Source organism: Parajatrophihabitans canadensis, from assembly GCF_053764775.1.
Map to the genome: position 1 here is coordinate 4104545 of NZ_CM132445.1, position 20442 is coordinate 4124986.

The 20442-nt window shown below is 63.3% G+C and carries 21 protein-coding genes, 4 tRNA genes and 1 pseudogene; 8 read left to right on the top strand and 18 right to left on the bottom strand.

The features are described 5' to 3' along the window. Positions 1 to 117 precede the first annotated feature (117 nt). Positions 118 to 1194: a phosphotransferase gene (locus ACSMXN_RS19750; RefSeq protein WP_196811389.1), complete on the top strand. Its 1077-nt coding sequence runs from the start codon at positions 118 to 120 to the stop codon at positions 1192 to 1194. A 129-nt stretch (positions 1195 to 1323) separates the two neighbouring features. Here the strand turns inward: ACSMXN_RS19750 and rplA are convergent, their stop codons facing one another. The 5 genes from rplA to ACSMXN_RS19775 all read right to left on the bottom strand — a co-directional run bounded on the left by rplA (position 1324) and on the right by ACSMXN_RS19775 (position 4112). Then, positions 1324 to 2040 carry a 50S ribosomal protein L1 gene (gene rplA / locus ACSMXN_RS19755; RefSeq protein ID WP_022914667.1) on the bottom strand — a complete coding sequence of 239 codons (717 nt, stop codon included), beginning with the start codon at positions 2038 to 2040 and terminating at the stop codon, positions 1324 to 1326. Positions 2041 to 2196: 156 nt separating this feature from the next. Next, positions 2197 to 2628: a 50S ribosomal protein L11 gene (gene rplK / locus ACSMXN_RS19760; protein WP_022914666.1), complete on the bottom strand. Its 432-nt coding sequence runs from the start codon at positions 2626 to 2628 to the stop codon at positions 2197 to 2199. Positions 2629 to 2686: 58 nt separating this feature from the next. Continuing rightward, positions 2687 to 3547, bottom strand: coding sequence for a transcription termination/antitermination protein NusG (nusG, locus tag ACSMXN_RS19765; RefSeq protein ID WP_022914665.1), 861 nt, complete (start codon positions 3545 to 3547; stop codon positions 2687 to 2689). Positions 3548 to 3690: 143 nt separating this feature from the next. Next, complete coding sequence (secE, locus tag ACSMXN_RS19770; RefSeq protein ID WP_022914664.1) at positions 3691 to 3972, bottom strand: preprotein translocase subunit SecE; 282 nt, start codon at positions 3970 to 3972, stop codon at positions 3691 to 3693. A 67-nt stretch (positions 3973 to 4039) separates the two neighbouring features. Continuing rightward, positions 4040 to 4112 (bottom strand) — tRNA-Trp (locus ACSMXN_RS19775). A 340-nt stretch (positions 4113 to 4452) separates the two neighbouring features. Here ACSMXN_RS19775 and ACSMXN_RS19780 point away from each other — a divergent pair. Continuing rightward, entirely contained in the window at positions 4453 to 5751 is a 1299-nt protein-coding gene (locus ACSMXN_RS19780; RefSeq protein WP_022914663.1) for an aminopeptidase, read from the top strand. On the opposite strand, the gene ACSMXN_RS19785 is transcribed toward ACSMXN_RS19780, so the two are convergent. The 7 genes from ACSMXN_RS19785 to ACSMXN_RS19815 form a co-directional block, all read right to left on the bottom strand. After that, positions 5744 to 6070: a GNAT family N-acetyltransferase gene (locus tag ACSMXN_RS19785; protein WP_022914662.1), complete on the bottom strand. Its 327-nt coding sequence runs from the start codon at positions 6068 to 6070 to the stop codon at positions 5744 to 5746. The two genes, ACSMXN_RS19780 and ACSMXN_RS19785, sit on opposite strands and share 8 nt — an antisense overlap. Further along, entirely contained in the window at positions 6067 to 6501 is a 435-nt protein-coding gene (locus ACSMXN_RS19790) for a MaoC/PaaZ C-terminal domain-containing protein (protein ID WP_027139770.1), read from the bottom strand. Before ACSMXN_RS19790 ends, ACSMXN_RS19785 begins: the two co-directional genes overlap by 4 nt. Then, positions 6501 to 6950 carry a MaoC family dehydratase N-terminal domain-containing protein gene (locus ACSMXN_RS19795; protein WP_027139769.1) on the bottom strand — a complete coding sequence of 150 codons (450 nt, stop codon included), beginning with the start codon at positions 6948 to 6950 and terminating at the stop codon, positions 6501 to 6503. The genes ACSMXN_RS19790 and ACSMXN_RS19795 overlap by 1 nt, the downstream gene beginning before the upstream one ends. A gap of 123 nt (positions 6951 to 7073) precedes the next feature. Next, the gene (gene rpmG / locus ACSMXN_RS19800; protein WP_022914659.1) at positions 7074 to 7238 is read right to left on the bottom strand and encodes a 50S ribosomal protein L33; all 165 of its coding nucleotides are present in this window, start codon (positions 7236 to 7238) and stop codon (positions 7074 to 7076) included. A 105-nt stretch (positions 7239 to 7343) separates the two neighbouring features. After that, positions 7344 to 7417, bottom strand: a tRNA-Met gene (locus tag ACSMXN_RS19805). Between the two features lie 108 nt (positions 7418 to 7525). After that, a tRNA-Thr gene (locus tag ACSMXN_RS19810) sits at positions 7526 to 7598 on the bottom strand. A gap of 494 nt (positions 7599 to 8092) precedes the next feature. Further along, positions 8093 to 8174, bottom strand: a tRNA-Tyr gene (locus tag ACSMXN_RS19815). 307 nt (positions 8175 to 8481) lie between these two features. Here ACSMXN_RS19815 and ACSMXN_RS19820 point away from each other — a divergent pair. Together ACSMXN_RS19820 and rfbA are read left to right on the top strand one after the other, a co-directional pair. Further along, on the top strand, positions 8482 to 8973 hold the full coding sequence (locus ACSMXN_RS19820; protein WP_022914658.1) for a YajQ family cyclic di-GMP-binding protein: 492 nt from the start codon (positions 8482 to 8484) through the stop codon (positions 8971 to 8973). A 56-nt stretch (positions 8974 to 9029) separates the two neighbouring features. Next, positions 9030 to 9920, top strand: coding sequence for a glucose-1-phosphate thymidylyltransferase RfbA (gene rfbA, locus ACSMXN_RS19825; RefSeq protein WP_022914657.1), 891 nt, complete (start codon positions 9030 to 9032; stop codon positions 9918 to 9920). A 33-nt stretch (positions 9921 to 9953) separates the two neighbouring features. On the opposite strand, the gene ACSMXN_RS19830 is transcribed toward rfbA, so the two are convergent. The 3 genes from ACSMXN_RS19830 to ACSMXN_RS19840 form a co-directional block, all read right to left on the bottom strand. Beyond that, on the bottom strand, positions 9954 to 10493 hold the full coding sequence (locus tag ACSMXN_RS19830) for a rhodanese-like domain-containing protein (protein WP_022914656.1): 540 nt from the start codon (positions 10491 to 10493) through the stop codon (positions 9954 to 9956). Beyond that, entirely contained in the window at positions 10490 to 11164 is a 675-nt protein-coding gene (locus tag ACSMXN_RS19835) for a cysteine dioxygenase (RefSeq protein ID WP_081649259.1), read from the bottom strand. The genes ACSMXN_RS19830 and ACSMXN_RS19835 overlap by 4 nt, the downstream gene beginning before the upstream one ends. A gap of 327 nt (positions 11165 to 11491) precedes the next feature. Then, the gene (locus ACSMXN_RS19840) at positions 11492 to 11908 is read right to left on the bottom strand and encodes a hypothetical protein (RefSeq protein WP_022914653.1); all 417 of its coding nucleotides are present in this window, start codon (positions 11906 to 11908) and stop codon (positions 11492 to 11494) included. Positions 11909 to 12354: 446 nt separating this feature from the next. Here ACSMXN_RS19840 and ACSMXN_RS19845 point away from each other — a divergent pair, with 446 nt between their 5' ends. From ACSMXN_RS19845 to rarD, 3 genes are read left to right on the top strand one after another with little or no spacing between them, the layout of a single operon-like run. Further along, on the top strand, positions 12355 to 14196 hold the full coding sequence (locus tag ACSMXN_RS19845; RefSeq protein ID WP_027139768.1) for a 2-oxoacid:acceptor oxidoreductase subunit alpha: 1842 nt from the start codon (positions 12355 to 12357) through the stop codon (positions 14194 to 14196). Positions 14197 to 14232: 36 nt separating this feature from the next. After that, positions 14233 to 15312 carry a 2-oxoacid:ferredoxin oxidoreductase subunit beta gene (locus ACSMXN_RS19850; RefSeq protein WP_022914651.1) on the top strand — a complete coding sequence of 360 codons (1080 nt, stop codon included), beginning with the start codon at positions 14233 to 14235 and terminating at the stop codon, positions 15310 to 15312. A gap of 32 nt (positions 15313 to 15344) precedes the next feature. Further along, positions 15345 to 16331: an EamA family transporter RarD gene (gene rarD, locus ACSMXN_RS19855; RefSeq protein ID WP_022914650.1), complete on the top strand. Its 987-nt coding sequence runs from the start codon at positions 15345 to 15347 to the stop codon at positions 16329 to 16331. Between the two features lie 11 nt (positions 16332 to 16342). On the opposite strand, the gene ACSMXN_RS19860 is transcribed toward rarD, so the two are convergent. The 3 genes and pseudogenes from ACSMXN_RS19860 to ACSMXN_RS19870 all read right to left on the bottom strand — a co-directional run bounded on the left by ACSMXN_RS19860 (position 16343) and on the right by ACSMXN_RS19870 (position 19399). Next, complete coding sequence (locus ACSMXN_RS19860) at positions 16343 to 17539, bottom strand: hypothetical protein (RefSeq protein ID WP_022914649.1); 1197 nt, start codon at positions 17537 to 17539, stop codon at positions 16343 to 16345. Between the two features lie 247 nt (positions 17540 to 17786). Then, the gene (locus ACSMXN_RS19865; protein WP_022914648.1) at positions 17787 to 18770 is read right to left on the bottom strand and encodes an acyl-ACP desaturase; all 984 of its coding nucleotides are present in this window, start codon (positions 18768 to 18770) and stop codon (positions 17787 to 17789) included. A gap of 64 nt (positions 18771 to 18834) precedes the next feature. Next, positions 18835 to 19399, bottom strand: a pseudogene (locus ACSMXN_RS19870) (nitroreductase/quinone reductase family protein). A gap of 92 nt (positions 19400 to 19491) precedes the next feature. Here ACSMXN_RS19870 and ACSMXN_RS19875 point away from each other — a divergent pair. Then, positions 19492 to 20433, top strand: coding sequence for a CAP domain-containing protein (locus ACSMXN_RS19875; protein ID WP_196811386.1), 942 nt, complete (start codon positions 19492 to 19494; stop codon positions 20431 to 20433). The last annotated feature ends 9 nt before the right edge of the window (positions 20434 to 20442 follow it).

Here is a 20442-nt window from a genome sequence, read left to right on the forward strand (position 1 = left end):
TTCTGCCAGCCATCGGCGTCCGGTGATCTTGCGCCCGGGCGTATCACGATTGCAGCTGGCGGCTCTTTGCTGAAGACGGAAGCGGTACGGCAATCGAAGGCTTCGGGGGGACGCGCCATGGCTCAGGACGGACAACGACATGCTGTCCGGGCCATGGACGTCAGCGTGGCAACGAGAGCCGGCGATCGGAGCGATTTTCTCGGTCCGATCGAATCGACTCCGGGGCTCGTCGAGCAATTAGTGGGTGCGGGTGTGCTCGACCGTACGGCGGCAGCCCGCGGGGCTCTCACCTTCCACGACGAGTCCCGGACCAACTCCGTATGCCGATTCGACCTCGACGGCGTCCCATTCGCCTACGCCAAGCAGCGTGGCTGGGCAGCCCGGCTTGACGCGGACGACCCGGTGACCGCCGAGCGCACAGCCCTCACGCAGCTGTCACGAAGTGACATCGTGCCGACGTTGCTTCCCATCGACTCGCCCAACGTGTTGTGGACGCGCGCGCTTCAGCCCTGTCGCCCGCTGCATGAACTCCTGGTCCGAGTGCCGCGAGCCGAGCTCGTCATGGCACTCAAGGCGTGGGGATCTGCGCTGGCCGCGCTGCACCGTTGGCCGACCAGGTTCGGCTCGCCACCGCAAGCACAGCAGCCGTGGATTCTCGGTTCGAGCACCATCCCCGCCCACCTGCGCGCGCTCCGCACGGCGGGCCCGCGTTCAGATGAGAGCGCCTCGACCCGAATCCAGGCCCTCGTAGGCAAACTTCGCTCCAATCCAGCGGTCATCGACGCTCTCGCAGAAGTGACTGCGACCTGGACGGCCAGACACTGGACGCACGCCGATATGACCACGGCCAACGCCGTCGCCAACCGGTCACAGCGCTATCGCTGGCGGGTCTGGTTGGTTGACTTCGAGGCCGCCGGACTCGGCGATCCGCGCTGGGACCTGGCAACAGCGTATGACTCACTGCTCTTGCACCGGGCAACACTCGGAAGGCACCTGCGCCCAAGCCTGCAGGCCCTGCTCGATGGCTATCGTCGCGCCGATGGTCCCGCGACCTTGTCGCCGGCGCACCTGATCGCGCGGTCAATGCTCACTCAGGTGCAGGTTGCCGCGGCGAGCTGCCAGCGGCCCACCGGGGCCAGCTGGGGCGGCAGCGATCCAGAGGGGGACGGGCACGCCGCCAGGAGGATCGCATAGCGGTCCTCGCCCCGCTCGTGGTGCGACGGGCACCATAAAGAGTTCGGTACAGAAAAGGGTTGGTATACACACGGGTCGCCATGGCGACGCGGTGGTATACCAACCCTTTTGAGCGTTTTACGCGTGAGGTCAGGCGGTCGGCTCTTCGAGCAGGTTCCGGGTGCGGTTCGTGTCAACCGGGATGCCGGGGCCCATAGTCGTGGCGAAGACGACCTTCTTGAGGTACTTGCCCTTTGACGAGGACGGCTTGGCCCGCAGTACCTCGTCCAGAGCTGCACCGTAGTTCTCGACCAGCTGTTCCGGAGAGAACGAGGCCTTGCCGATGATCAGGTGCAGGTTGGACTGCTTGTCGACGCGGAAGGTGATCTTGCCGCCCTTGATGTCAGACACTGCCTTGGCCACGTCCGGGGTCACGGTCCCGGTCTTCGGGTTCGGCATGAGGCCGCGCGGGCCGAGAATACGGGCGATACGACCGACCTTGGCCATCTGGTCCGGAGTCGCGATCGCGGCATCGAAGTCGAGGAAGCCGTCGGTGATCTCTTGGATCAGGTCGTCGCTTCCGACCTTGTCAGCACCAGCAGCGGTGGCAGCAGCAGCCTGCTCGCCGGTCGCGAAGACGATGACACGGGCAGTCTTGCCGGTGCCATGAGGAAGGCTCACGGTGCCGCGAACCATCTGGTCAGCCTTGCGAGGGTCGACACCGAGACGCATCGCGACCTCGACCGTGCTGTCGAACTTGGTCGGGGTGGCCTGGGTAGCGATCTTCGCTGCGTCCAGCGGGGTGTAGATCTTGTCGGGCTCGATGAGCTTGGCGGCGGCCTCGTAGGCCTTGCTGCGCTTGGTCATGGTGATGCTCCTCTTCAGCTTGTGGTTCGACGGACACCGACCATCGGCGTCCTCCCACTGATGTGCTGACCCGCCACCCCCCGATCGTGTAACGCTCGGCAGCTATGTGATGCCGGTTGTTACACGATTCGCAGAGTGCGGGTCTGACAAACGGTCTTAGTCGGTGACGGTGATTCCCATGGAGCGGGCCGTACCGGCGATGATCTTGGCCGCCTGATCGATGTCGTTGGCGTTCAGATCCTCTTTCTTGGTCTCGGCGATCTCGCGCACCTGAGCCATCGTCACCTTCGCGACCTTGGTCTTGTGCGGTTCCCCCGAGCCCTTGGCGACACCGGCGGCGGCGAGCAGCAGCCTGGCCGCCGGCGGGGTCTTGGTGACGAAGGTGAACGAACGGTCTTCATAGACCGAGATCTCGACCGGGACGATCTGGCCGCGCTGCGACTCGGTCGCGGCGTTGTAGGCCTTGCAGAACTCCATGATGTTCACGCCGTGCTGACCAAGCGCGGGGCCGACCGGCGGCGCTGGGTTTGCTGCGCCGGCCTGGATCTGCAGCTTGATGATCGCCGTGAGCTTCTTCTTGGGAGGCATTTTTTCTCTTCTTCTTTTAGTTGCTGGACTGTGCTTGTCTGGTTAATCCTGAGCTGAACTAGATCTTGGAAACCTGGCCGAACGACAGTTCGACCGGAGTCTCACGGCCGAAGATCGAGACCAGCACCTTGAGCTTCGCGTGCAGCGCATCGATCTCGTTGATGGTCGCGGGCAAGGTCGCGAACGGACCGTCCATGACCGTGACGGACTCGCCGACCTCGAAGTCGATGACTTCAGTGGGTGCCTGTGCTCCGCCGTCGGCCTGACCGCCACCCTTGGGGAGCGCGGCAGACTTCTGGCTGGCGGGCGCGAGAATCTTGATGACCTCGTCCATCGACAGCGGCGACGGCTTGGACGTCGCCCCGACGAAGCCGGTGACACCTGGGGTATTTCGAACCGCGCCCCACGAGTCGTCGGTCAGATCCATCCGAACCAGGATGTAGCCCGGAAACACCTTGCGGTTTACCTGCTGGCGTTTGCCGTTCTTGATCTCGACGACCTCTTCGGTCGGCACCTCGACCTGGTAGATGTAATCCTCCATGTCGAGGGAGGAGATGCGGCTCTCGAGGTTGGTCTTGACCTTGTTCTCGTACCCGGCGTAGGAGTGCACGACGAACCAGTCCCCCGGCGCGCGGCGCAGTTGGGCGCGCAGCTCCTCGACTGGGTCCAGCTCGGCCTCTTCTTCGGCCGCTACATCGGCCACGCTGGCGTCCAGCTCGGCCTCGACCTCTGCTGCAGCTTCGGCCCAGGCAGCGTCGGCCTGCTCCTCAGCTGCCTCGTTGAACTTCTCCTCGGCGCTCACGCCGTACACCTCGTCCTCGACGTCCAGCGAAGGCAGGACGACAGACTCGGCCGGCTGGTCTTGCGCGGCAGTCTTTGCGTCGGCGTCCGGATGGGCGTCGTTGTCGAACTCGGTCACGGGCTCTCTTCCCTGTTTCTTTATCTAGCGTCTGTCGAACGTCTGCTTGTTGATACCGCGTTCTGGTATCAACGGCTGGTTCCGGTTAAGGCGTCGCCGCCCACGATCCCCGGCCAGCGGAGGCTTGCCCCGCATACTCCGGCTCAGCCGAAGACGGCCAGCACAATCTTCGCCAGGGCGAGGTCCAGCCCGGAAACCAGCGAGACCATCACCGTTACGAAGATCACGACCACGATCGTGTACGTGATCATCTCTTTGCGGGAGGGCCAGAGGACCTTGCGCATCTCGGCGACCGTTTCGCGGGTCCGCCGTTGCAGTGCGAGGACGAGCATGGGTAGCCACTCCCACAGGATGCGCAACCCACCGCCGCTCGAACCCTTGCTGGGGCGCGAGGACGGGGCAGGTGCTTCCTGCGTCTCAGTCACGTCTTCTCCTCTGACAAAGCACCGCCTCATACCCGCGTTCTGGCGGGCATCAGCGATGCTGATGGCGCAGGGGCGGCAGGACTCGAACCTGCAACCGCCGGTTTTGGAGACCGGTGCTCTACCAATTGAGCCACGCCCCTCCGGTGGGCCGGACTCGCTTGCCATAGCCGGATCCACCGCAGGTAGGGCCTAGTCTTCGGCGCAGCACGTGCACCTCACGCCTGGAGAGCGAGATGCGCGCATGCTTGCGCACGGCCAACTTGGACCCGAGGAGTAAGTGTAGGGGTTCGGTGCAGAGACTCCAAAGTTGCTGGTAGCCGACCACCTCGCAGCTGCCAGGGCGACGTCATTGCTTCAACACAATCAGTCAAGCCAAACGGTCAAGCCAAACGGTCAAGCCAACCGGTCAGGGCAACCGGTCAAGGCAACCGGTCAAGGCAACCGGTTAATCGGCATAACCGACCCGATAGCCTGGTAGCCATGAACGCAGCTTCCTCGAGCCTCGACGACACCTCCAGCCCGGCCGGCGGCGGCGCCACCAGCGCGAGTGCCGCCCAACAGGCGTATGACGCCTATCGGGCGCGGGGACTCAAGCTCAATATGCAGCGTGGGCAGCCTTCCGATGCAGACTTTGACCTGTCAGCCGACTTGCTGCGCTCAGTGGGTCCCGAGGACGTCAAGACAGCCAGCGGGGTCGACGTCCGAAACTATCCAGGTGGGATCTACGGGCTGGCCGAGGCTCGTGAGCTGTTCGCCAACTATCTCGACGTGCAACCGAGCCAGGTGCTCGTATGGAACAACGCAAGCTTGGAGCTGCAGGCGCACGTGCTGAGCATGATGCTGCTGCGTGGCCCCCGCGGCGGTGAGCGATGGATCGACCGCAAACCGACCATGATCGTCACCGTCCCGGGCTATGACCGCCACTTCAGTCTGCTCGAGGCGCTGGGCTTCAACCTTGCCGAGGTCGCGATGCAGCCGGACGGGCCGGACGTCGATGCGATCGAGGCGCTGGCCGCAACTGACCCGTCTGTCTGCGGAGTGCTCTTCGTACCGACCTATTCCAACCCGGGCGGCGAGACCATCTCGCTGGCGAAGGCCCGCCGCCTTCTCGGCATGCCCACCGCGAATCCGGACTTCACCATCTTCGCCGACGACGCCTACCGGGCCCATCATCTGTCTGCCGACGATCGCGACGTGCCCGTCAATCTGATCGAGCTCGCCGCGGCGACAGGCAACCCCGACCGCGCGTTCGTTTTCGCCTCCACGAGCAAGATCACGTTCGCCAGCGGTGGTCTCGGATTCGTCGCGAGCAGTGACGACAACGTCAAATATCTGGGTTCGTATCTGTCGAACCTGTCAATCGGTCCGAACAAAGTCGAACAGCTTCGGCACGTGCGGTTCCTGCAGGCCTACCCCGGCGGTATCGAGGGCCTCATGACAGATCACGCCCGACTGATCGCCCCGAAGTTCGCTGCGGTCTCTGAGGTACTGGACACCGAGCTCGGTGACAGCGGCCTGGCGACCTGGTCTCGCCCGCGTGGCGGCTACTTCATCAGCCTCGACCTGGCACTGCCAATCGCGGATCGGGTGATCTCCCTGGCCGATGCGGCGGGCGTGAGCCTTACTCCCGCCGGTGCGGCGTTCCCGCGAGGCAACGATCCGCACAACAGCAATGTCCGGCTTGCACCAACTCGTCCCGAGCTGGCGGAAGTCACACTTGCGATGCAGGTCGTCGCTACCTGTGTCCAGCTCGCCAGCGAGCAATACCGCGCTAGCTGAGCAGGCGCTCGTACTCGGGATTCTGCCCGATGTAGGCAGCGACGAAGGGGCAGACCGGCTCGACCTTCTTGCCCTGCGCGGCGATGTCGTCAAGGGCGAACCGGACAAGCTGGCCGGCGAGACCACGCCCGCCGTACGCGGGCAGCGTCTCGGCGTGCGGGATGACCACGGTCTCGGCGCGCTCGTAATAATCCGCCAGGCTCACCAAGGTGCCGTCCAGCCGAAGTTCGTACCGGCTGCCCTCGGTGTTCTTGGTTAGCTGCACAGCCTCAGCGCTACGTTCGGTGCTTGCCTCGTCGAAGCCTGACAGGTCGGTCATGCTGTGGCCAATCGCGCCGTTACCCGCGCTTTGGCCATGACTGTCTCGCCGTTCACGGTCGCGATGATGTCGAACACTGCAGTCCCTGCCTCCGAATCGATCGAGCGAACCCGGCCCGCGACATCGAGCGTCGCCCCGGTGTCTTCGGGGACTACCACCGGTCGGGTGAATCGAACGCCGTATTCCACTACCGCGCCCGGATCCCCGAGGAAGTCCGTGACGACTCTGGCAGCGATCGCCATCGTCAACATGCCGTGGGCAATGACGTTCGGCAGGCCGACGCTCTTGGCGATGGACTCACTCCAGTGGATCGTGTTGAAATCCCCCGATGCGCCGGCGTACTTGATCATGCTGAGGCGTTCGATGTCGAAGCTCTGCGCAGGCAGTTCACTGCCGACTGCGATATCGCGAATTGTCACGCCCATCGCGATCAGGCCGCCGTTCCGCGAGCGACAAGGGTGGAGAGCGCGGTTACGACATGCTCACCGTCGACGGTCGTCACCTCGGCACGGGTCGTCAACATGTCATTGCCGACCACCGATCGGATGCTCTCGACGGACACGGTCACCTGGAGCAGGTCGCCCGCCTGAATCGGTCGGCTGTAGGTGAAGTTCTGCTCCCCGTGGACAACCTTGGTGTAGTCGAGACCGAGCTCAGGATCGGTGACGATCTGGCGCGCCGCCTGCATGGTCATCACGATGGGGAACGTCGGCGGCGCGATCACATCGGGGTAGCCAAGAGCCTGCGCTGCACCGATGTCGCGATAGACCGGGTTCTCGTCACCGATCGCATCGGCGAACTCACGGATCTTCTCGCGACCCACCTCATACGGTGGGGTGGCCGGGTAGATACGACCTTCGAACGATGGATCGAGAGCCATGCCGTCCTCCATTTCCGCTGAACCGAATATGGCGTCGTCCCAGAGGGACGACGCCATAACTACAGATCAATCACCACGCGGCGAGGCGATGCCGCCCGCTCAGTGATGTGCAAAACCGCTCGGTTAGCGGGTCTCGCGATGTTCAGTGTGCTTGCCGCAATTTGGGCAGAACTTCTTCAGGTCCAATCGATCCGGGTCGTTGCGCCGGTTCTTCTTGGTGATGTAGTTGCGGTGCTTGCACTCCTGACACGCCAAAGTGATCTTCGGTCGAACGTCGGTGGCTGCCACGGGTCGTGCCTTTCACTTAGTGAATCCTGCGATTCGCTGGAACTGCTTTGAATTCGATTCGAGCTTCGGTGCTGTTACTTCCATACTGCTTTGATCCGAACTGAGTAGCGAGGGCCGGACTTGAACCGGCGACACAGCGATTATGAGCCGCTTGCTCTACCAGGCTGAGCTACCCCGCCATATAACGTCAGGCGCTATCAGGAACTTCCTTCGTCGCCCAGCCCCTTCGAAGGCCCTTGCGGGACCTGCTCGGGTACGGCTGGCTGGTCGCGACGCCGGTGAACCAGAGCCCCCTTACGGAATCGAACCGTAGACCTTCTCCTTACCATGGAGACGCTCTGCCGTCTGAGCTAAGGGGGCAAACTGACGTACAAAATCGCACAGCGAGCGGATCTCAGGTTGATTCGAATTGTGCCGTTGAAACCGGCCCGTCCCCTGCCCGCTGTGCTACCTCGAACGCCGGGTGAACTCTACACGATTCAGCTGCTCAACTCAGAATCGGTCCAGCGCGGACTCCAGCGTGCTGCGGGCCTACGGGAGGACGATGTCACCTGCTGGAGAGGCCGCGCAGGGCGCACCCGAATTAGGGATGAAAAGGGCTCGCAAGAGGCGGTCAACGGAGCCGCTAGACCTCCGGACATAGTTGAGCCCTGGTGATCGCACGGGGGAACGACCACCAGGGCAAGTCAAGTATGAACCCTAGGTAGTCAGACCGCAACCCCTAGCAACTAAATCCGAGCAAAAAATATGAGAAGTGGATCACGACGGTCCAAATGCCAGCAAAACCAAACGCCAGGACATCCAAACGCCATCAAAAAGGCTCCGTCCCCCTCGATCAAGGGGGCCGGAGCCTGTGGCGGCTGTTGGGTTCGAACCAACGTAGGCATAGCCGGCAGATTTACAGTCTGCTCCCTTTGGCCACTCGGGCAAACCGCCTGAACTCGTTCAGAGACCAACAGAAACGAGCTTCTTGCAACCATCTTGGCACCTTTAGGTGCGCCTGATGAGGGTACACGAACCAAGTCCGGCAACTTCGCGGCCCGTCGCGCGGGCACCGGCCACAGCGCACTCGCCTGTCGAGGTGGAAGAATCCCGCTTGGACACCCGCTTGGACGCTCTGCAGAGCCGGACGCAACTCACAGCCGGACGCAACTCACAGCCGGACGCAACTCACAGCCGGACGCAACCCACAGCCGGGCGCAACTTACAGCCGGGCGCATGCACGGAGAGAAGGAATGAAGCTATGGCCGATCCCTCGTTCGATGTCGTCAGCAAGATCGATCGCCAAGAGGCGGACAACGCACTGAACCAGGCTGCCAAGGAACTGTCACAGCGCTTTGACTTTCGCGGCACGAATGCCTCGATCGACTGGTCCGGTGAACTGGGCGTCCTGATCAAGGCCGATACCGAAGAGCGAGCGACCGCGGCTTTAGAAGTCTTCAAGGAAAAGCTGATCAAACGATCCATCTCGCTCAAATCCCTCGACGCGGGCGAACCCAAAGCATCGGGTAAGCAGTACGTCATAACGTCCTCGCTCAAACAAGGCATCGAATCCGATGTGGCCAAGAAGATCGCCAAGGAGATCCGCGACAGCGGGCCCAAGGGCGTCCAGGCCCAGATACAGGGCGATCAGCTTCGCGTGAGCGGCAAGAAACGAGACGATCTGCAGGCTGTCATCGCGCTCTTGAAGGCTGGCGATTTCGGGGTCGCGTTGCAGTTCGACAATTACCGCTGAATCATTCTCGCGAGCCCCGATCCCAGGCAGCACCAGCCGGCAGGAGACAACCGCAGATGAAAGGCATCATCCTCGCGGGTGGGGCAGGTACCCGACTGCATCCCATCACCCGTGCCGTAAGTAAGCAGCTTCTTCCGGTCTATGACAAGCCGATGATCTACTACCCGCTATCGGTGTTGATGCTCGCCGGTATTGCCGACATCCTGATCATCACCACTCCCCATGATCAAGACCAATTCACCCGCCTGCTCGGCGACGGCTCGGACTTCGGCATCAACCTGAGCTACGCCGTCCAGCCAGAACCGAACGGCCTCGCCGAGGCCTTCATCATTGGCCGCGAGCACATTGGGGCCGATTCGGCAGCGCTGGTGCTCGGCGACAACATCTTCTACGGGCACCTACTCGGCCAGATGCTCTCCGACGCCGCTGCGTTGAAGAAGGGTTGCCGACTCTTCGGGTATCGCGTCAGGGACCCCGAGCGCTACGGCGTGGCCGAAGCTGACCCCGATGGACGTTTGCTGTCGATCGAGGAGAAGCCGCTCGTGCCGAAATCTGACCTTGCAGTAACGGGGCTGTACTTCTACGACAACGACGTCTCTGACATCGCGGCATCGCTGCGACCCTCGCCGCGCGGCGAACTGGAAATCACGGACCTGAACAACGTTTACGTGGAGCGCGGCACTGCCGAATTGGTCGACCTTGGTCGCGGCACCGCGTGGCTGGACACCGGTACGCATGATTCGCTGCTGGAGGCCGGCCAGTTCGTGCAGGTACTCGAGCATCGACAGGGTGTCCGGATAGCTTGCTTGGAGGAGATCGCGTTGGCCAAGGGTTGGATCGACGCCCACCAGGCTCTTGCTCTTGGCGAGAAGCTCGCCAAGAGCGGCTACGGCCAATATGTGATCGAAGTGGCCAAGCGACACTTGGGACGACCTTCGAGCAGCTGATCAGCCGCTCAGCTGGCCAACTCAGCTGGCAACTCAGCTGGCGACATGGAGCAGCTGAATCGAGGTCGAAGCGTGCAACCGTTCATCGCCGGGCTGATCGGTGGGTTGCCCGGCGTGCTCACCGACAATCTGCTCGATGGGCGAGGGACCGGCGGTCACTGCCAGCCCCGCCTCGCGCCAGGCGTGCAACCCGCCGATGAGATCGGTGGCCGGCACCCCGAGCGAGACCAGAGCTGCGGCCGCCAAGGACGACGTGTAGCCCTCCGAGCACAGCACGATCCAGCGCTGACCCGGGCTCGCCCAAGGCAGCCGCGCCGCCGACGCGGGATGTAGCCGCCATTCAAGGTGGTTGCGTTCGACGATCAACGAGCCCGGAATCTCACCCTCTTGTGCCCGCTGCCAAGCCGGCCGGATATCCACCAAGCGCGCGCCGTCGCGAAGTGCTTGGACGGTTTCAGGTACCGAGACCCGGACGAATCGTGATCGCGCATCGGCAAGCAGGTCGTCTACCGAGGCGAAGGCGTCACTGCCCGCGCTGATGGTGCCCGCACTGATGGTTCCCGTGTCAGTCATGCCGCTGAATACCCGGTGTTGGCGCCCGTCGCGGACGCATCGAGAACCGGCGCCGCCGCGACAGCCTCGGAAATTGCCCGCTGGGACGGCTCTGGATCGTCGGTGGCCAACGTCGCCAGCTTCTGCAGCTCCTGTGAACTGTCCAGGTCAAAGAAGTTCATGGTCCTCAGCGGCGGCGAGTAGGCGTGAACGCTGACCGCGGGCTGGTCGGCAAGGTTGCGAACGTCATGGACGTAACGCGCTCCGAAGCCGACGCCGGCGCCGGCCGACCGCTCGTACTCGCGAAGCCGACCGCCAGCGCGGCGATCTGCCGCAGCTGGCTTGCCGGGCAGATACACAGCCTCGTTGAGAACTCCGGAGATCACGGTGAAAGCGCCGGCCGAGCCGCCATGGTCGTGAAGTTGCGTCCCTTGGGACGGAAGCCAGCTGATCAGCCAGACGTCAACCCGCGGATCGCGGTACAGCCGTTGATGCCATCGCTCCGACTCGTGGTATTCGACGTAGGGGTAGCGGCCAGCGGCGACCTCGGCGGCGATGAAGCGGCTGTACTCGACGAGTTCGATCGGATCCAGCGACAGCCGCGCCCGACCGACAGTGTCACGACGCACACTGTCCGGCGGCACAGTGTTCAGTGCAGATCTCAATACAGCGTTCGGTGCAGATTTTGCCACGGTTGTGCTCCAGGACGAGTCGGATCAGGGACGTCGGTGCGCGGGCAATGCCCGAGCGAATCAGCCCCTGCGACAGTCTTGGTCGAACGCATCGGCCCGACGACTCGTCCAGAACGAGACCTGCCAGACCGGAGGTACCGGGGTTCGGCCCATACCGAACCGGACCATTGCGAACCGGCTCATTTCCGGCTGCGTTGACCCGTCGGACGCAGGCAGATCGCGCTGCGCGTCAACAGATCCGGTTCGCATGACTCGAGTATTACAGCGGAGCGCCAGAAAATCTATTCTCTACCGCTCCGATAGACATAATTCACAAGAAATACTGGCCTAGCTTGCCCAGCGGAAGGAAGTCATCAAGCGCTGGAAGCGCTCCATCAGCTCGCCGTCACACCGCTCGCCGGCAGTGAACTCGGCGAGTAGCGCAAGCTGGCTGTCCGGTGCGGGGACGACGTAACGGGCTGAACCCACGGAGAAATCGACGTCGATCAGTTCGGCTACCGGGCTATCGGAGTTCAATCGAACCGCGTCAACAGGCTCGTCGAGCAAACCGATGCTCAAAACGGCACTCGCGGGCTCGAAGTCGGACGAGCCGATCACGACGGTGCTCAATACGGCCACGACGGGAGCGCCACCGATTTCTTCCGGAACGCTGCCATCTTCGGGCGTCGCCACTAACCAATCGCGACAATCCAGCTCGAAAGCCGGGAGTTCCATTGCGTCCATCTGGCTGAGATCAGTATCCATGAAATGATGCCCCCTCTGGTGCTCACACCATGTAGCGGTACTCATCACATGCGTGCCAAACCTTGCATGCGCGACAGCGGCTGTTGGGCTGCCAGTTTTGATCTACCCGGCATCGACCGGTCTTAGACGCAATTGCAGAAATTCGTTGATCAATTAGCAGCAAACCCGTCGATAGAGGACGGTCCGACCGGACGGTCGTGAAAATTCGCGAATTGCCCCCAAAACACACGCCCCAGTTGACGTGCGGGAAGCAATTTTGGGTGTTTGGTGAGAGGCAGACCACGTTTCTCGGCGCCGACGAGACTCTCCAGCGGGTGTGTCGCGCACGTAACATGGAGGGGTTGCAGCGCCGTTACCGCGCGAAGAACAGCTTCGCACCGCAGGGCGTACTGCTCGTAGCCCTGCTTGTGAAGGTAGCGACCGTAATCAGGAGGCGGACCGCCCGAATGGCCACAAAGGTACAACAACTTGATCGTGTCGTAATTCGTATCGCCGGTGACTCGGGCGATGGCATGCAATTGACGGGCGATCGGTTTACCCAAGAGACAGCGAATTTCGGCAACGACCTCTCGACCCAGCCGAACTTCCCGGCCGAGATCAGGGCGCCAGCCGGGACTCTCGCTGGCGTGAGTTCGTTCCAGTTGCACTTCGCCGACCACGACATCCTGACGCCGGGTGACCGGCCTGATGTCCTCGTCGCCATGAACCCGGCTGCGTTGAAGGCAAACCTGGCCGACCTGCCCAAGGGCGGCACGATCATCGTTGACACCCGTGACTTCACGGATCGGGCTTTGGCTCGGATCGGTTGGTCCTCCAACCCGATCACTGACGGCACGCTGGAGCACTTCACGGTGCACGCCCTGGACCTCACCCAGCTGACTTTGGATGCCCTGGCTGACACCTCGCTCTCACGCAAGGACGCCGGTCGGTCGAAGAACATGTACGCCCTTGGACTGTTGTCCTGGATGTATTCGCGGCCAACCGAGGGCACGCTGCAGTTTCTGCAGGAGAAGTTCGCCAAGCGACCAGAGATCGCGGAAGCAAACACCCTGGCTTTCAAGGCCGGCTGGAACTACGGCGAGACCACCGAGGCATTCGGAGTTTCCTACGAGGTCAAGCCCGCGCCGCTGCCCAGCGGGGAATACCGCAATATCGCCGGCAACCTGGCGCTGGCCTACGGGCTGATCGCGGGTGCCAAGCGGGCAAAACTACCGCTGTTCCTCGGGGCGTACCCAATCACTCCGGCAAGTGACATCCTGCACGAACTCTCCAATCACAAGCGGTTCGGCATAACCACATTTCAGGCCGAGGACGAGATCGCTGGTATCGGCGCCGCCCTGGGTGCGGCCTTCGGTGGCGCCCTTGGCGTGACGTCCTCGTCCGGTCCGGGCATCGCGCTGAAGGCCGAGACCATCGGCCTCGCGGTGTCGCTCGAGCTGCCGTTGGTCATCATCGACGTCCAGCGAGGCGGTCCCTCGACTGGTCTGCCGACCAAGACCGAGCAGTCTGACCTGCTGCAGGCGATGTATGGACGTAACGGTGAAGCTCCGGTTCCGGTCATCGCTCCTCAGTCGCCTGGTGACTGTTTCGATGCCGCAATGGAGGCAATCCGGATCGCAACCGTCTATCGCACCCCGGTGTTTCTGCTGTCTGACGGCTACATCGCCAATGGCTCGGAACCCTGGAAGGTCCCGGACGTTGCGTCCCTACCCGATCTATCCGTCGAGTTCATCAAGGAGCCGAACGGCGAGAACGGCGAATTCCTGCCCTACCTTCGGGACCCGGAGACGCTGGCCCGACCTTGGGCCATCCCTGGTACGCCTGGGTTGGAACATCGGGTCGGCGGCATCGAGAAGGCCGACAAGACCGGGCACATCTCCTACGAGCCGAGTAACCACGACTTCATGGTCCGGACCCGGCAGGCCAAGGTCGACGGCATCGTTGTTCCCGATCTAGTCGTCGATGACGCGACCGGCGACGCCAAGGTATTGGTCCTGGGCTGGGGATCGACCTACGGACCGATCGGGGCAGCGGTACGACGTGCGCGAAAGGTCGGTTACTCGATCGCTCAAGCTCACTTGCGCCACCTCAATCCATTCCCGAAGAACCTCGGCGACGTGTTGGCCCGCTACGACAAGGTCGTGATTCCCGAGATGAACCTCGGGCAACTCGCCTTGCTGATCAGGGGGCGCTATCTCGTCGATGCCATCTCACTCACCCAGGTAAGCGGCATGGCGTTCCGTGCTGCCGATCTGGCCGAAATGCTCGAAGGAGTGCTCGCATCATGACAACCGAGGTGCGAGGACCGGAAGGAATTTCACGCAATGACTGACACTGTGAACGGTTTGCCGTCCCTGGGCCTGAAGGCGAAGGATTTCAAGACCGATCAGGAAGTTCGCTGGTGCCCTGGGTGCGGCGACTACGCGATCCTGGCTGCCGTGCAGGGTTTCATGCCCGAACTCAACATCGCCCGCGAAAATGTCGTGTTCTTGTCGGGTATCGGATGCTCGAGCCGGTTCCCGTACTACATGAACACCTACGGCATGCACTCGATCCATGGCCGCGCCCCGGCAATCGCGACCGGCCTGTCGACCTCTCGACCCGATCTCAAGGTCTTCGTGATTACCGGTGACGGCGACGCGCTGTCCATCGGCGGCAACCACCTGATCCACGCACTGCGCCGTAACGTCAACCTGACCATCCTGTTGTTCAACAACCGGATCTACGGGCTCACCAAGGGCCAGTACTCCCCCACGTCCGAGCAGGGCAAGATAACCAAATCGACACCGATGGGTTCGCTGGACAACCCCTTCAACCCGATGTCGCTCGCCCTCGGCGCCGAAGCGACGTTCGTCGGACGGTCCTTGGACTCAGACCGAAAGCACCTCACTTCGGTATTGCGAGCGGCAACGGAGCACCAGGGCACCTCACTGGTGGAGATCTACCAGAACTGCAACATCTTCAACGACGGAGCCTTCGACCTGCTCAAAGATCCCGATACCCAAGGCGAGTGGATCATCCCCCTCGAGCACGGCTCGGAGGTCAGATTCGGAAAGGCCGCCGAAGACGGCAGCACCAAGGCGGTCGTCCGCGACTCGGCCAACGGAGCGCTGCGCGTCGAGGACGGCGTGGCCGCGGGCGACCCACGCGTTGTCATTCACGACGCACACGCCGAAGACCCCTCGTATGCCTTCGCTATCTCACGCCTTTCCCAAGCCGACAGCCGCCTGTCCGCGATGGGCGTGTTCCGTGACGTGACTCGGCCAAGCTACGACCAGTTGCTCAACGACCAACTCGACACGGCGAAGGCGAAAGCTGCGGCCGCGTCCGAGAGCGGCGATGGTGGCGACGATGACGCTCTGCAGGCATTACTGCGCGGACGAGACGCCTGGTCAATCAACTGACCTAATTCAATGAGGGAGCTGATCTCGTCAGCTTGAACAGCCCAACTCCCGGCGTAGCTGTCGGCAAGGCTGCTGGGGTCGGTGCGGTGAGCCCGAGCGCGGGAACGAACGAGCACCGCGCGGGCCTCGGCTACGGCGCCGGCGCCTACCTGCTCTGGGGACTCTTTCCGCTCTATTGGCCGCTGCTCGAACCTGCCAGTGCCGTCGAGATTCTGGCGCACCGGATGATCTGGTCACTGGTGTTCATGCTCGTGCTGATCACGGTGCGCCGGGATTGGTCATCGGTCCGGGCCGCCGTAAACGACGGCCCGACCCTGCGCAGGCTCTCGATTGCAGCGATCGCGATATCGGTCAACTGGGGTGTTTACATCTGGGGCGTGAACAGCGGCCACGTTGTCGAGACCAGCCTCGGTTACTTCATCAATCCGCTACTCACGATCCTGCTTGGCGTGGTCGTGCTCAAAGAGTCGTTGCGTCGTGCACAGTGGCTGGCGGTGGGTATCGGCGCGATGGCGATCGTCGTACTCACCCTCGACTACGGCCGGCTGCCGTGGATTGCGCTTACCCTGGCGTGTTCCTTCGCGACCTACGGCTACCTGAAGAGTCAGGTCCGGGTCGGCGCGGTCGAATCCATGGCAGTCGAGACCGGGGTGCTGTTCATTCCGGCCCTGGTGACGCTGCTGGTCTTATCGGGTCGCTCGCAACTCACCTTCGGCCACCACGGAGTCGGCAACGCCTTGCTGTTGATGGGCACCGGCGTCGTGACCGCCATCCCGCTGCTGTTGTTCGCGGCCGGCGCGCGCCGGTTACCCCTGACTGTCATGGGGCTGTTGCAGTACCTTGCACCGGTATTGCAGTTCGCGGTTGGCGTCGGAATCCGGCATGAAGCGATGCCACCAGCCCGTCTGGCGGGCTTCGTTTTGGTGTGGATCGCATTGATGATCTTGACGGCTGATGCGATTCGGTCACGCCGGGCTGCATCAGTTGCAGTCCAGACAATCGACGGGGCACCTGCCTGACCCGCGACCGATCAGGAACGACGGTTGCGGCGGTTGGTACCGGTAACCACGAGGGTCGCGCCTACGCCGAGGACCAGCGCAGCTATCAGCCAACCGGTGAGGCCCCACGTCGCCGCCGAAACCAAGCCGATGCGCAATGGAGTCACCGCGCCTTCCGCGATCCGGATCGGCGCCTTGGGAGGCGCTGCCGCGTGCTTCGGCTTCGGCGTCGCAGCCTTGGTCGGGCCGGTCGTCGTCGCGCTGCCGCCGCCATTGCTCGCGGCACTACCAACATCGGAGTTGCCGCTGCCGCCGCCGTTACCGCCACCGGACCCGGCAGCACCGGCAACGGCGCCCACCGAGGCGGCCGGAGTCTTCGACGAAGTGGGTTTCGGACTCGCGGTTGGCTTCACGGTCGGCTTTGGCGTCGGCTTCACGGTCGGCTTCGAGCCCGGCTTCGAGCCCGCAGTCGAGGGGGTATCGCTAGGAACACCAGTCGGCTGAAGGCCACCGCGGCCTTGTAGATGACCGGTCACCGCCTGGCCGAGTGCGCCACTGCCGTTACTGCCACTGCCGTTACTGCCACTGCCGTTACTGCTGCTGAGGGGCCAGCAGGCCGGAAGGTGGGAAAGCGATCCGTCTGCGGAAGCCAGCACGCGCGTGATGTTTCGTACTGCGGCCGGCCAGCCCAGTTGGGCAGCCGAGTTCGCTGCGCCCGCAGTGGCTTTGAGGACGGTCGCGGTGACTTCACACGGCCGCCCGGGCGCGCCGGGGAGATGCGAATGATGGGCCTTTAGGCCGGGCTTGACAGCCTTGTCGCCAGAATCCTCAGGACCGGGCGGAACCGATGTACTCATCTCGGTCGGCTTCGGCGTCACGGACTTGATCGGCCCGGGTGCACGCGTACCGGTGTGGGCGTCCTTCGGCGGCTGGCTGATCGCCGGCGCTTTGGGGTGCCCCTTCACCTGCGAGGGCTTGGACTCGGCGCGCCGGTGTGAAGACTTTGGCTTTGCTGACGCAGCGAGCTGCGCGCCGGAGTGATCTCCGGGCTTCTTGTCGCTGTGATTGTGACCGCTCGCTGCTGAGCTCGCTTTGTGCCGTGATGTCGTGGCAGTGGCTGGGTTTGAAGAAAGCACAAGCGCCGTGGTGACGGTAAGACCGGCCGCGACGGCCAACCCCGTTACCGCGATCAAACCGCGCAGATACCTTGCGCGTCGTTGCGCGTTCATCAGTGTGCCTATCTTCCCGTTTGCGCGTGGTCACCTCATCAACGATTCGGTGACATACAAGTCGGTCAGTTTGAACCTCAACTGAGCAAATATATCCGTTCAGTCAGCGTTAAGTCTACTCGTATCCGTACAAACACCTGGAGGGCGGTCGATAGTTGGTTTCGCCGACGTCCATTGCATACCGAATAGCCATCCGTCGCGGACGCATTCGCTCGCGCGGGAGTCCTGATGGTTCGTGCGCCAGCCGTCAGCCAGCAGCGAGGACCGTTTGGCTCGAACGGGCGGCGTGGCGGGCGCGCATCTTTTCGCGCTGCTCAACAAAGCGGCTCGCCTGGCCGTCGAGGACGGTCATGAATTCGGCGAGTTCCTGTCGAGCCTGCTCGCCAACGGCGCCGAGGCCGCAACGCTCGAACACGTTCCAGTACTTCAGAATCGGGAGCACTACTGCGTCGTGGTGAAGGCGCAGATCGTAAATACCCGCCTTGGCTATCGTGACTGAGTTACGCGCGTAATCCGACATGCCGGCACCAGGCATCTCGAAGCCGACCACCTCGTCACGGATCGCCGACATCGTCTCGTCCGGCGCCAGCTCGAACGCCGCTGCGACAAGATTCCGGTAGAACACCATGTGCAGATTCTCGTCGAGCGCAATTCTTTGCAGCAGCTGTTCAGCCAACGGACACTTCGTCGCCTTACCGGTGTTTCGGTGCGATACGCGAGTAGCCAGCTCTTGGAACGAGACGTACACGACCGCTTGCAGGGCGGTCTTGTCGCCTGAGTCGTAGCCCGCGGTCATGTGCTCCATCCGGAGTTCTTCGAGCCTGACCGGGTCGACCCCGCGCGTGACGACCAGATAGTCGCGCAGGGCAATCCCATGCCGACCCTCTTCAGCGGTCCACTGCCCGACCCATTGCCCCCATGCTCCATCGCGCCCGAATCGGGTGGCGATCTCACGGTGGTACGACGGCAGGTTGTCCTCGGTGAGCAGGTTGACGATCATCGCGGTCTTGGCCACCGGGTCAAGCGGCGAATCCTCGGGCTTCCAGTCCTCGCCGCCGAGGAAGGAAAAGTCCCGACCGCGGCTCCACGGCACGTAGTCGTGCGGGTGCCACGGCCTGGCAACGCTCAGGTGACGGTTGAGGTTGGCTTCAACTACCGGCTCGAGGTCGTGCAGCAGTCGTGCCTGGATTCCGTCGGTGCCGGACGGGAGCCGGCTCGAGGTGGCAGTCATGGGCATCTCCGAGGTGGTTGACGACACGTAACCTACGCTAGCGTAGGTTACGCCAGGACGGCTGTTACCGACGAGTAGCGCGAAGTAGGAACACCCTGAGGGAACGCCCGCTGCGTGCCTCATAGGTCTCATATGCGGGCCAAACGCCCGTCAACAACGGCCACAGCTCTGCTCGGTCGACGCCGGTTGAGAGTTCCGCCATCACCGGTGTCCGAACACGCTCGATCTCGACTACCGCCCGCGGGTCAGCGAGCAGATTCTCCGACCACAACGGATGATGCGGTCGTCCCCAGTTCGACGACCACGACGTAGTCGTCCTTGTGACGGGCGTAAAGCAGCGCGACCGTCCGATCCTGACCTGAGCGGCGGCCAGAAGTTGTGAGAAGGAGCTCAGGGAGCACATCGGCGCCGAGAATGGTCCAGGTACCACCCGACACGCGATAGACAAAGCGGTCGAGCGGGACGAAAGCGCGACCTAACGTGGCGAACCAGGATCGGTGGCCAGCCGCGCGAACCAGCGACCGGTAGCGCTCAGCGACTCGCCCACACCTCGATGGCCGTGGCCGCTCGGTCGCCGACCGTGGCGTTTCGGCGGCCTGGCGTGGTGCTCGGCGTCGCGCTGTGACCATCTGGTCAGTATTCCCAATGACCGGCGCGATCGTGGGGTCCGCCGCTAGGGTCTCGGCAGCATGCAGGAGGCGCCGACCCGAGGGAGCAACTGTTGGACCGCAAAACTTTGACCGTCCGATTCACCAGCGCGAGCGTGGTGGTGGCGACGGTTGTCATTGCGGCGGTGCTGGCCCTGAGAGCCGTCAGTCCCGCACTCCGACACCCCGTGGTCGCTGCCGGGGCGACCGCTTCGCCAAGTCAGTTGACCGAGGGGCACGAGCCCGGAACATTTGCGCCAACGCTAGCGAGTCCCTCGTCATCTGCCGCCCGACCGCGCGCCTTGGCGACCGGCGATACCAAGTCGGGCGCCGGCAAGCCCTCCACAACGCGCGCGGCGGTTGACCCCGCCAGCGTCGCGCCGCCGCGCAGCTCCCAACTATCGACTCCCGCTGTGTCGCGGTCGGTCGCTCAGACACCGACCCGCCGAGATCCGATCGGCCAACGGGAATCACGAGGTGGGGCTAGGCCCGCAACCTCCACGTCGCCATCATCCGCCGCGACCTACCGGGCGCCGCGGCCACCGAACATCGCCTCCGCAGCCGCGCCTGGCGTTGCCGTCGTCGACAGCGCAGCTGCCGGGTACCTCTTCAACGCGATCAACCAGGCCCGCGCCAAGCACGGCTTGCCGGCGCTGGGCTGGGACCCGCGATTGGCAAAGTCGGCCGGGGCGCACACGATTCGGATGGCCCGCAGCGGAATCATGAGCCATCAGCTGCCTGCAGAATCGAACCTCGAGGCTCGTGAGGCCGCTGCTGCGGTGCCCGGCAAGGTCGAGGGAGAATGCATCGGCTGGTACAGCGATATCTCGAACGGCGGCGTGACCGCAGCGAAATGGTTGCACGACGCCATGATGGCGGAGGGACCACCGGCACGCGGCACCGCGAACCACTACTCCACGATTCTCAACCTGCACGCCAGCCACGTGGGCATCAACGTGGTCACCGATCCGGTCCAGAAGAAAGTCTGGATCACCGAGGATTACGCGGCCGAATAAACCCCAGGT

Excerpts from the sequence above, each read along its gene's own strand:
- rplK (WP_022914666.1), bottom strand. The coding sequence starts at position 2,628 with ATGCCTCCCAAGAAGAAGCTCACGGCGATCATCAAGCTGCAGATCCAG.
- ACSMXN_RS19780 (WP_022914663.1), top strand. The coding sequence starts at position 4,453 with ATGAACGCAGCTTCCTCGAGCCTCGACGACACCTCCAGCCCGGCCGGC.
- rfbA (WP_022914657.1), top strand. The coding sequence starts at position 9,030 with ATGAAAGGCATCATCCTCGCGGGTGGGGCAGGTACCCGACTGCATCCC.
- ACSMXN_RS19785 (WP_022914662.1), bottom strand. The coding sequence starts at position 6,070 with ATGACCGACCTGTCAGGCTTCGACGAGGCAAGCACCGAACGTAGCGCT.
- ACSMXN_RS19840 (WP_022914653.1), bottom strand. The coding sequence starts at position 11,908 with ATGGATACTGATCTCAGCCAGATGGACGCAATGGAACTCCCGGCTTTC.
- ACSMXN_RS19830 (WP_022914656.1), bottom strand. The coding sequence starts at position 10,493 with ATGACTGACACGGGAACCATCAGTGCGGGCACCATCAGCGCGGGCAGT.
- ACSMXN_RS19795 (WP_027139769.1), bottom strand. The coding sequence starts at position 6,950 with ATGGCTCTCGATCCATCGTTCGAAGGTCGTATCTACCCGGCCACCCCA.
- ACSMXN_RS19750 (WP_196811389.1), top strand. The coding sequence starts at position 118 with ATGGCTCAGGACGGACAACGACATGCTGTCCGGGCCATGGACGTCAGC.
- ACSMXN_RS19860 (WP_022914649.1), bottom strand. The coding sequence starts at position 17,539 with ATGAACGCGCAACGACGCGCAAGGTATCTGCGCGGTTTGATCGCGGTA.
- ACSMXN_RS19865 (WP_022914648.1), bottom strand. The coding sequence starts at position 18,770 with ATGACTGCCACCTCGAGCCGGCTCCCGTCCGGCACCGACGGAATCCAG.
- rplA (WP_022914667.1), bottom strand. The coding sequence starts at position 2,040 with ATGACCAAGCGCAGCAAGGCCTACGAGGCCGCCGCCAAGCTCATCGAG.
- ACSMXN_RS19820 (WP_022914658.1), top strand. The coding sequence starts at position 8,482 with ATGGCCGATCCCTCGTTCGATGTCGTCAGCAAGATCGATCGCCAAGAG.
- ACSMXN_RS19845 (WP_027139768.1), top strand. The coding sequence starts at position 12,355 with ATGGCCACAAAGGTACAACAACTTGATCGTGTCGTAATTCGTATCGCC.
- ACSMXN_RS19850 (WP_022914651.1), top strand. The coding sequence starts at position 14,233 with ATGACTGACACTGTGAACGGTTTGCCGTCCCTGGGCCTGAAGGCGAAG.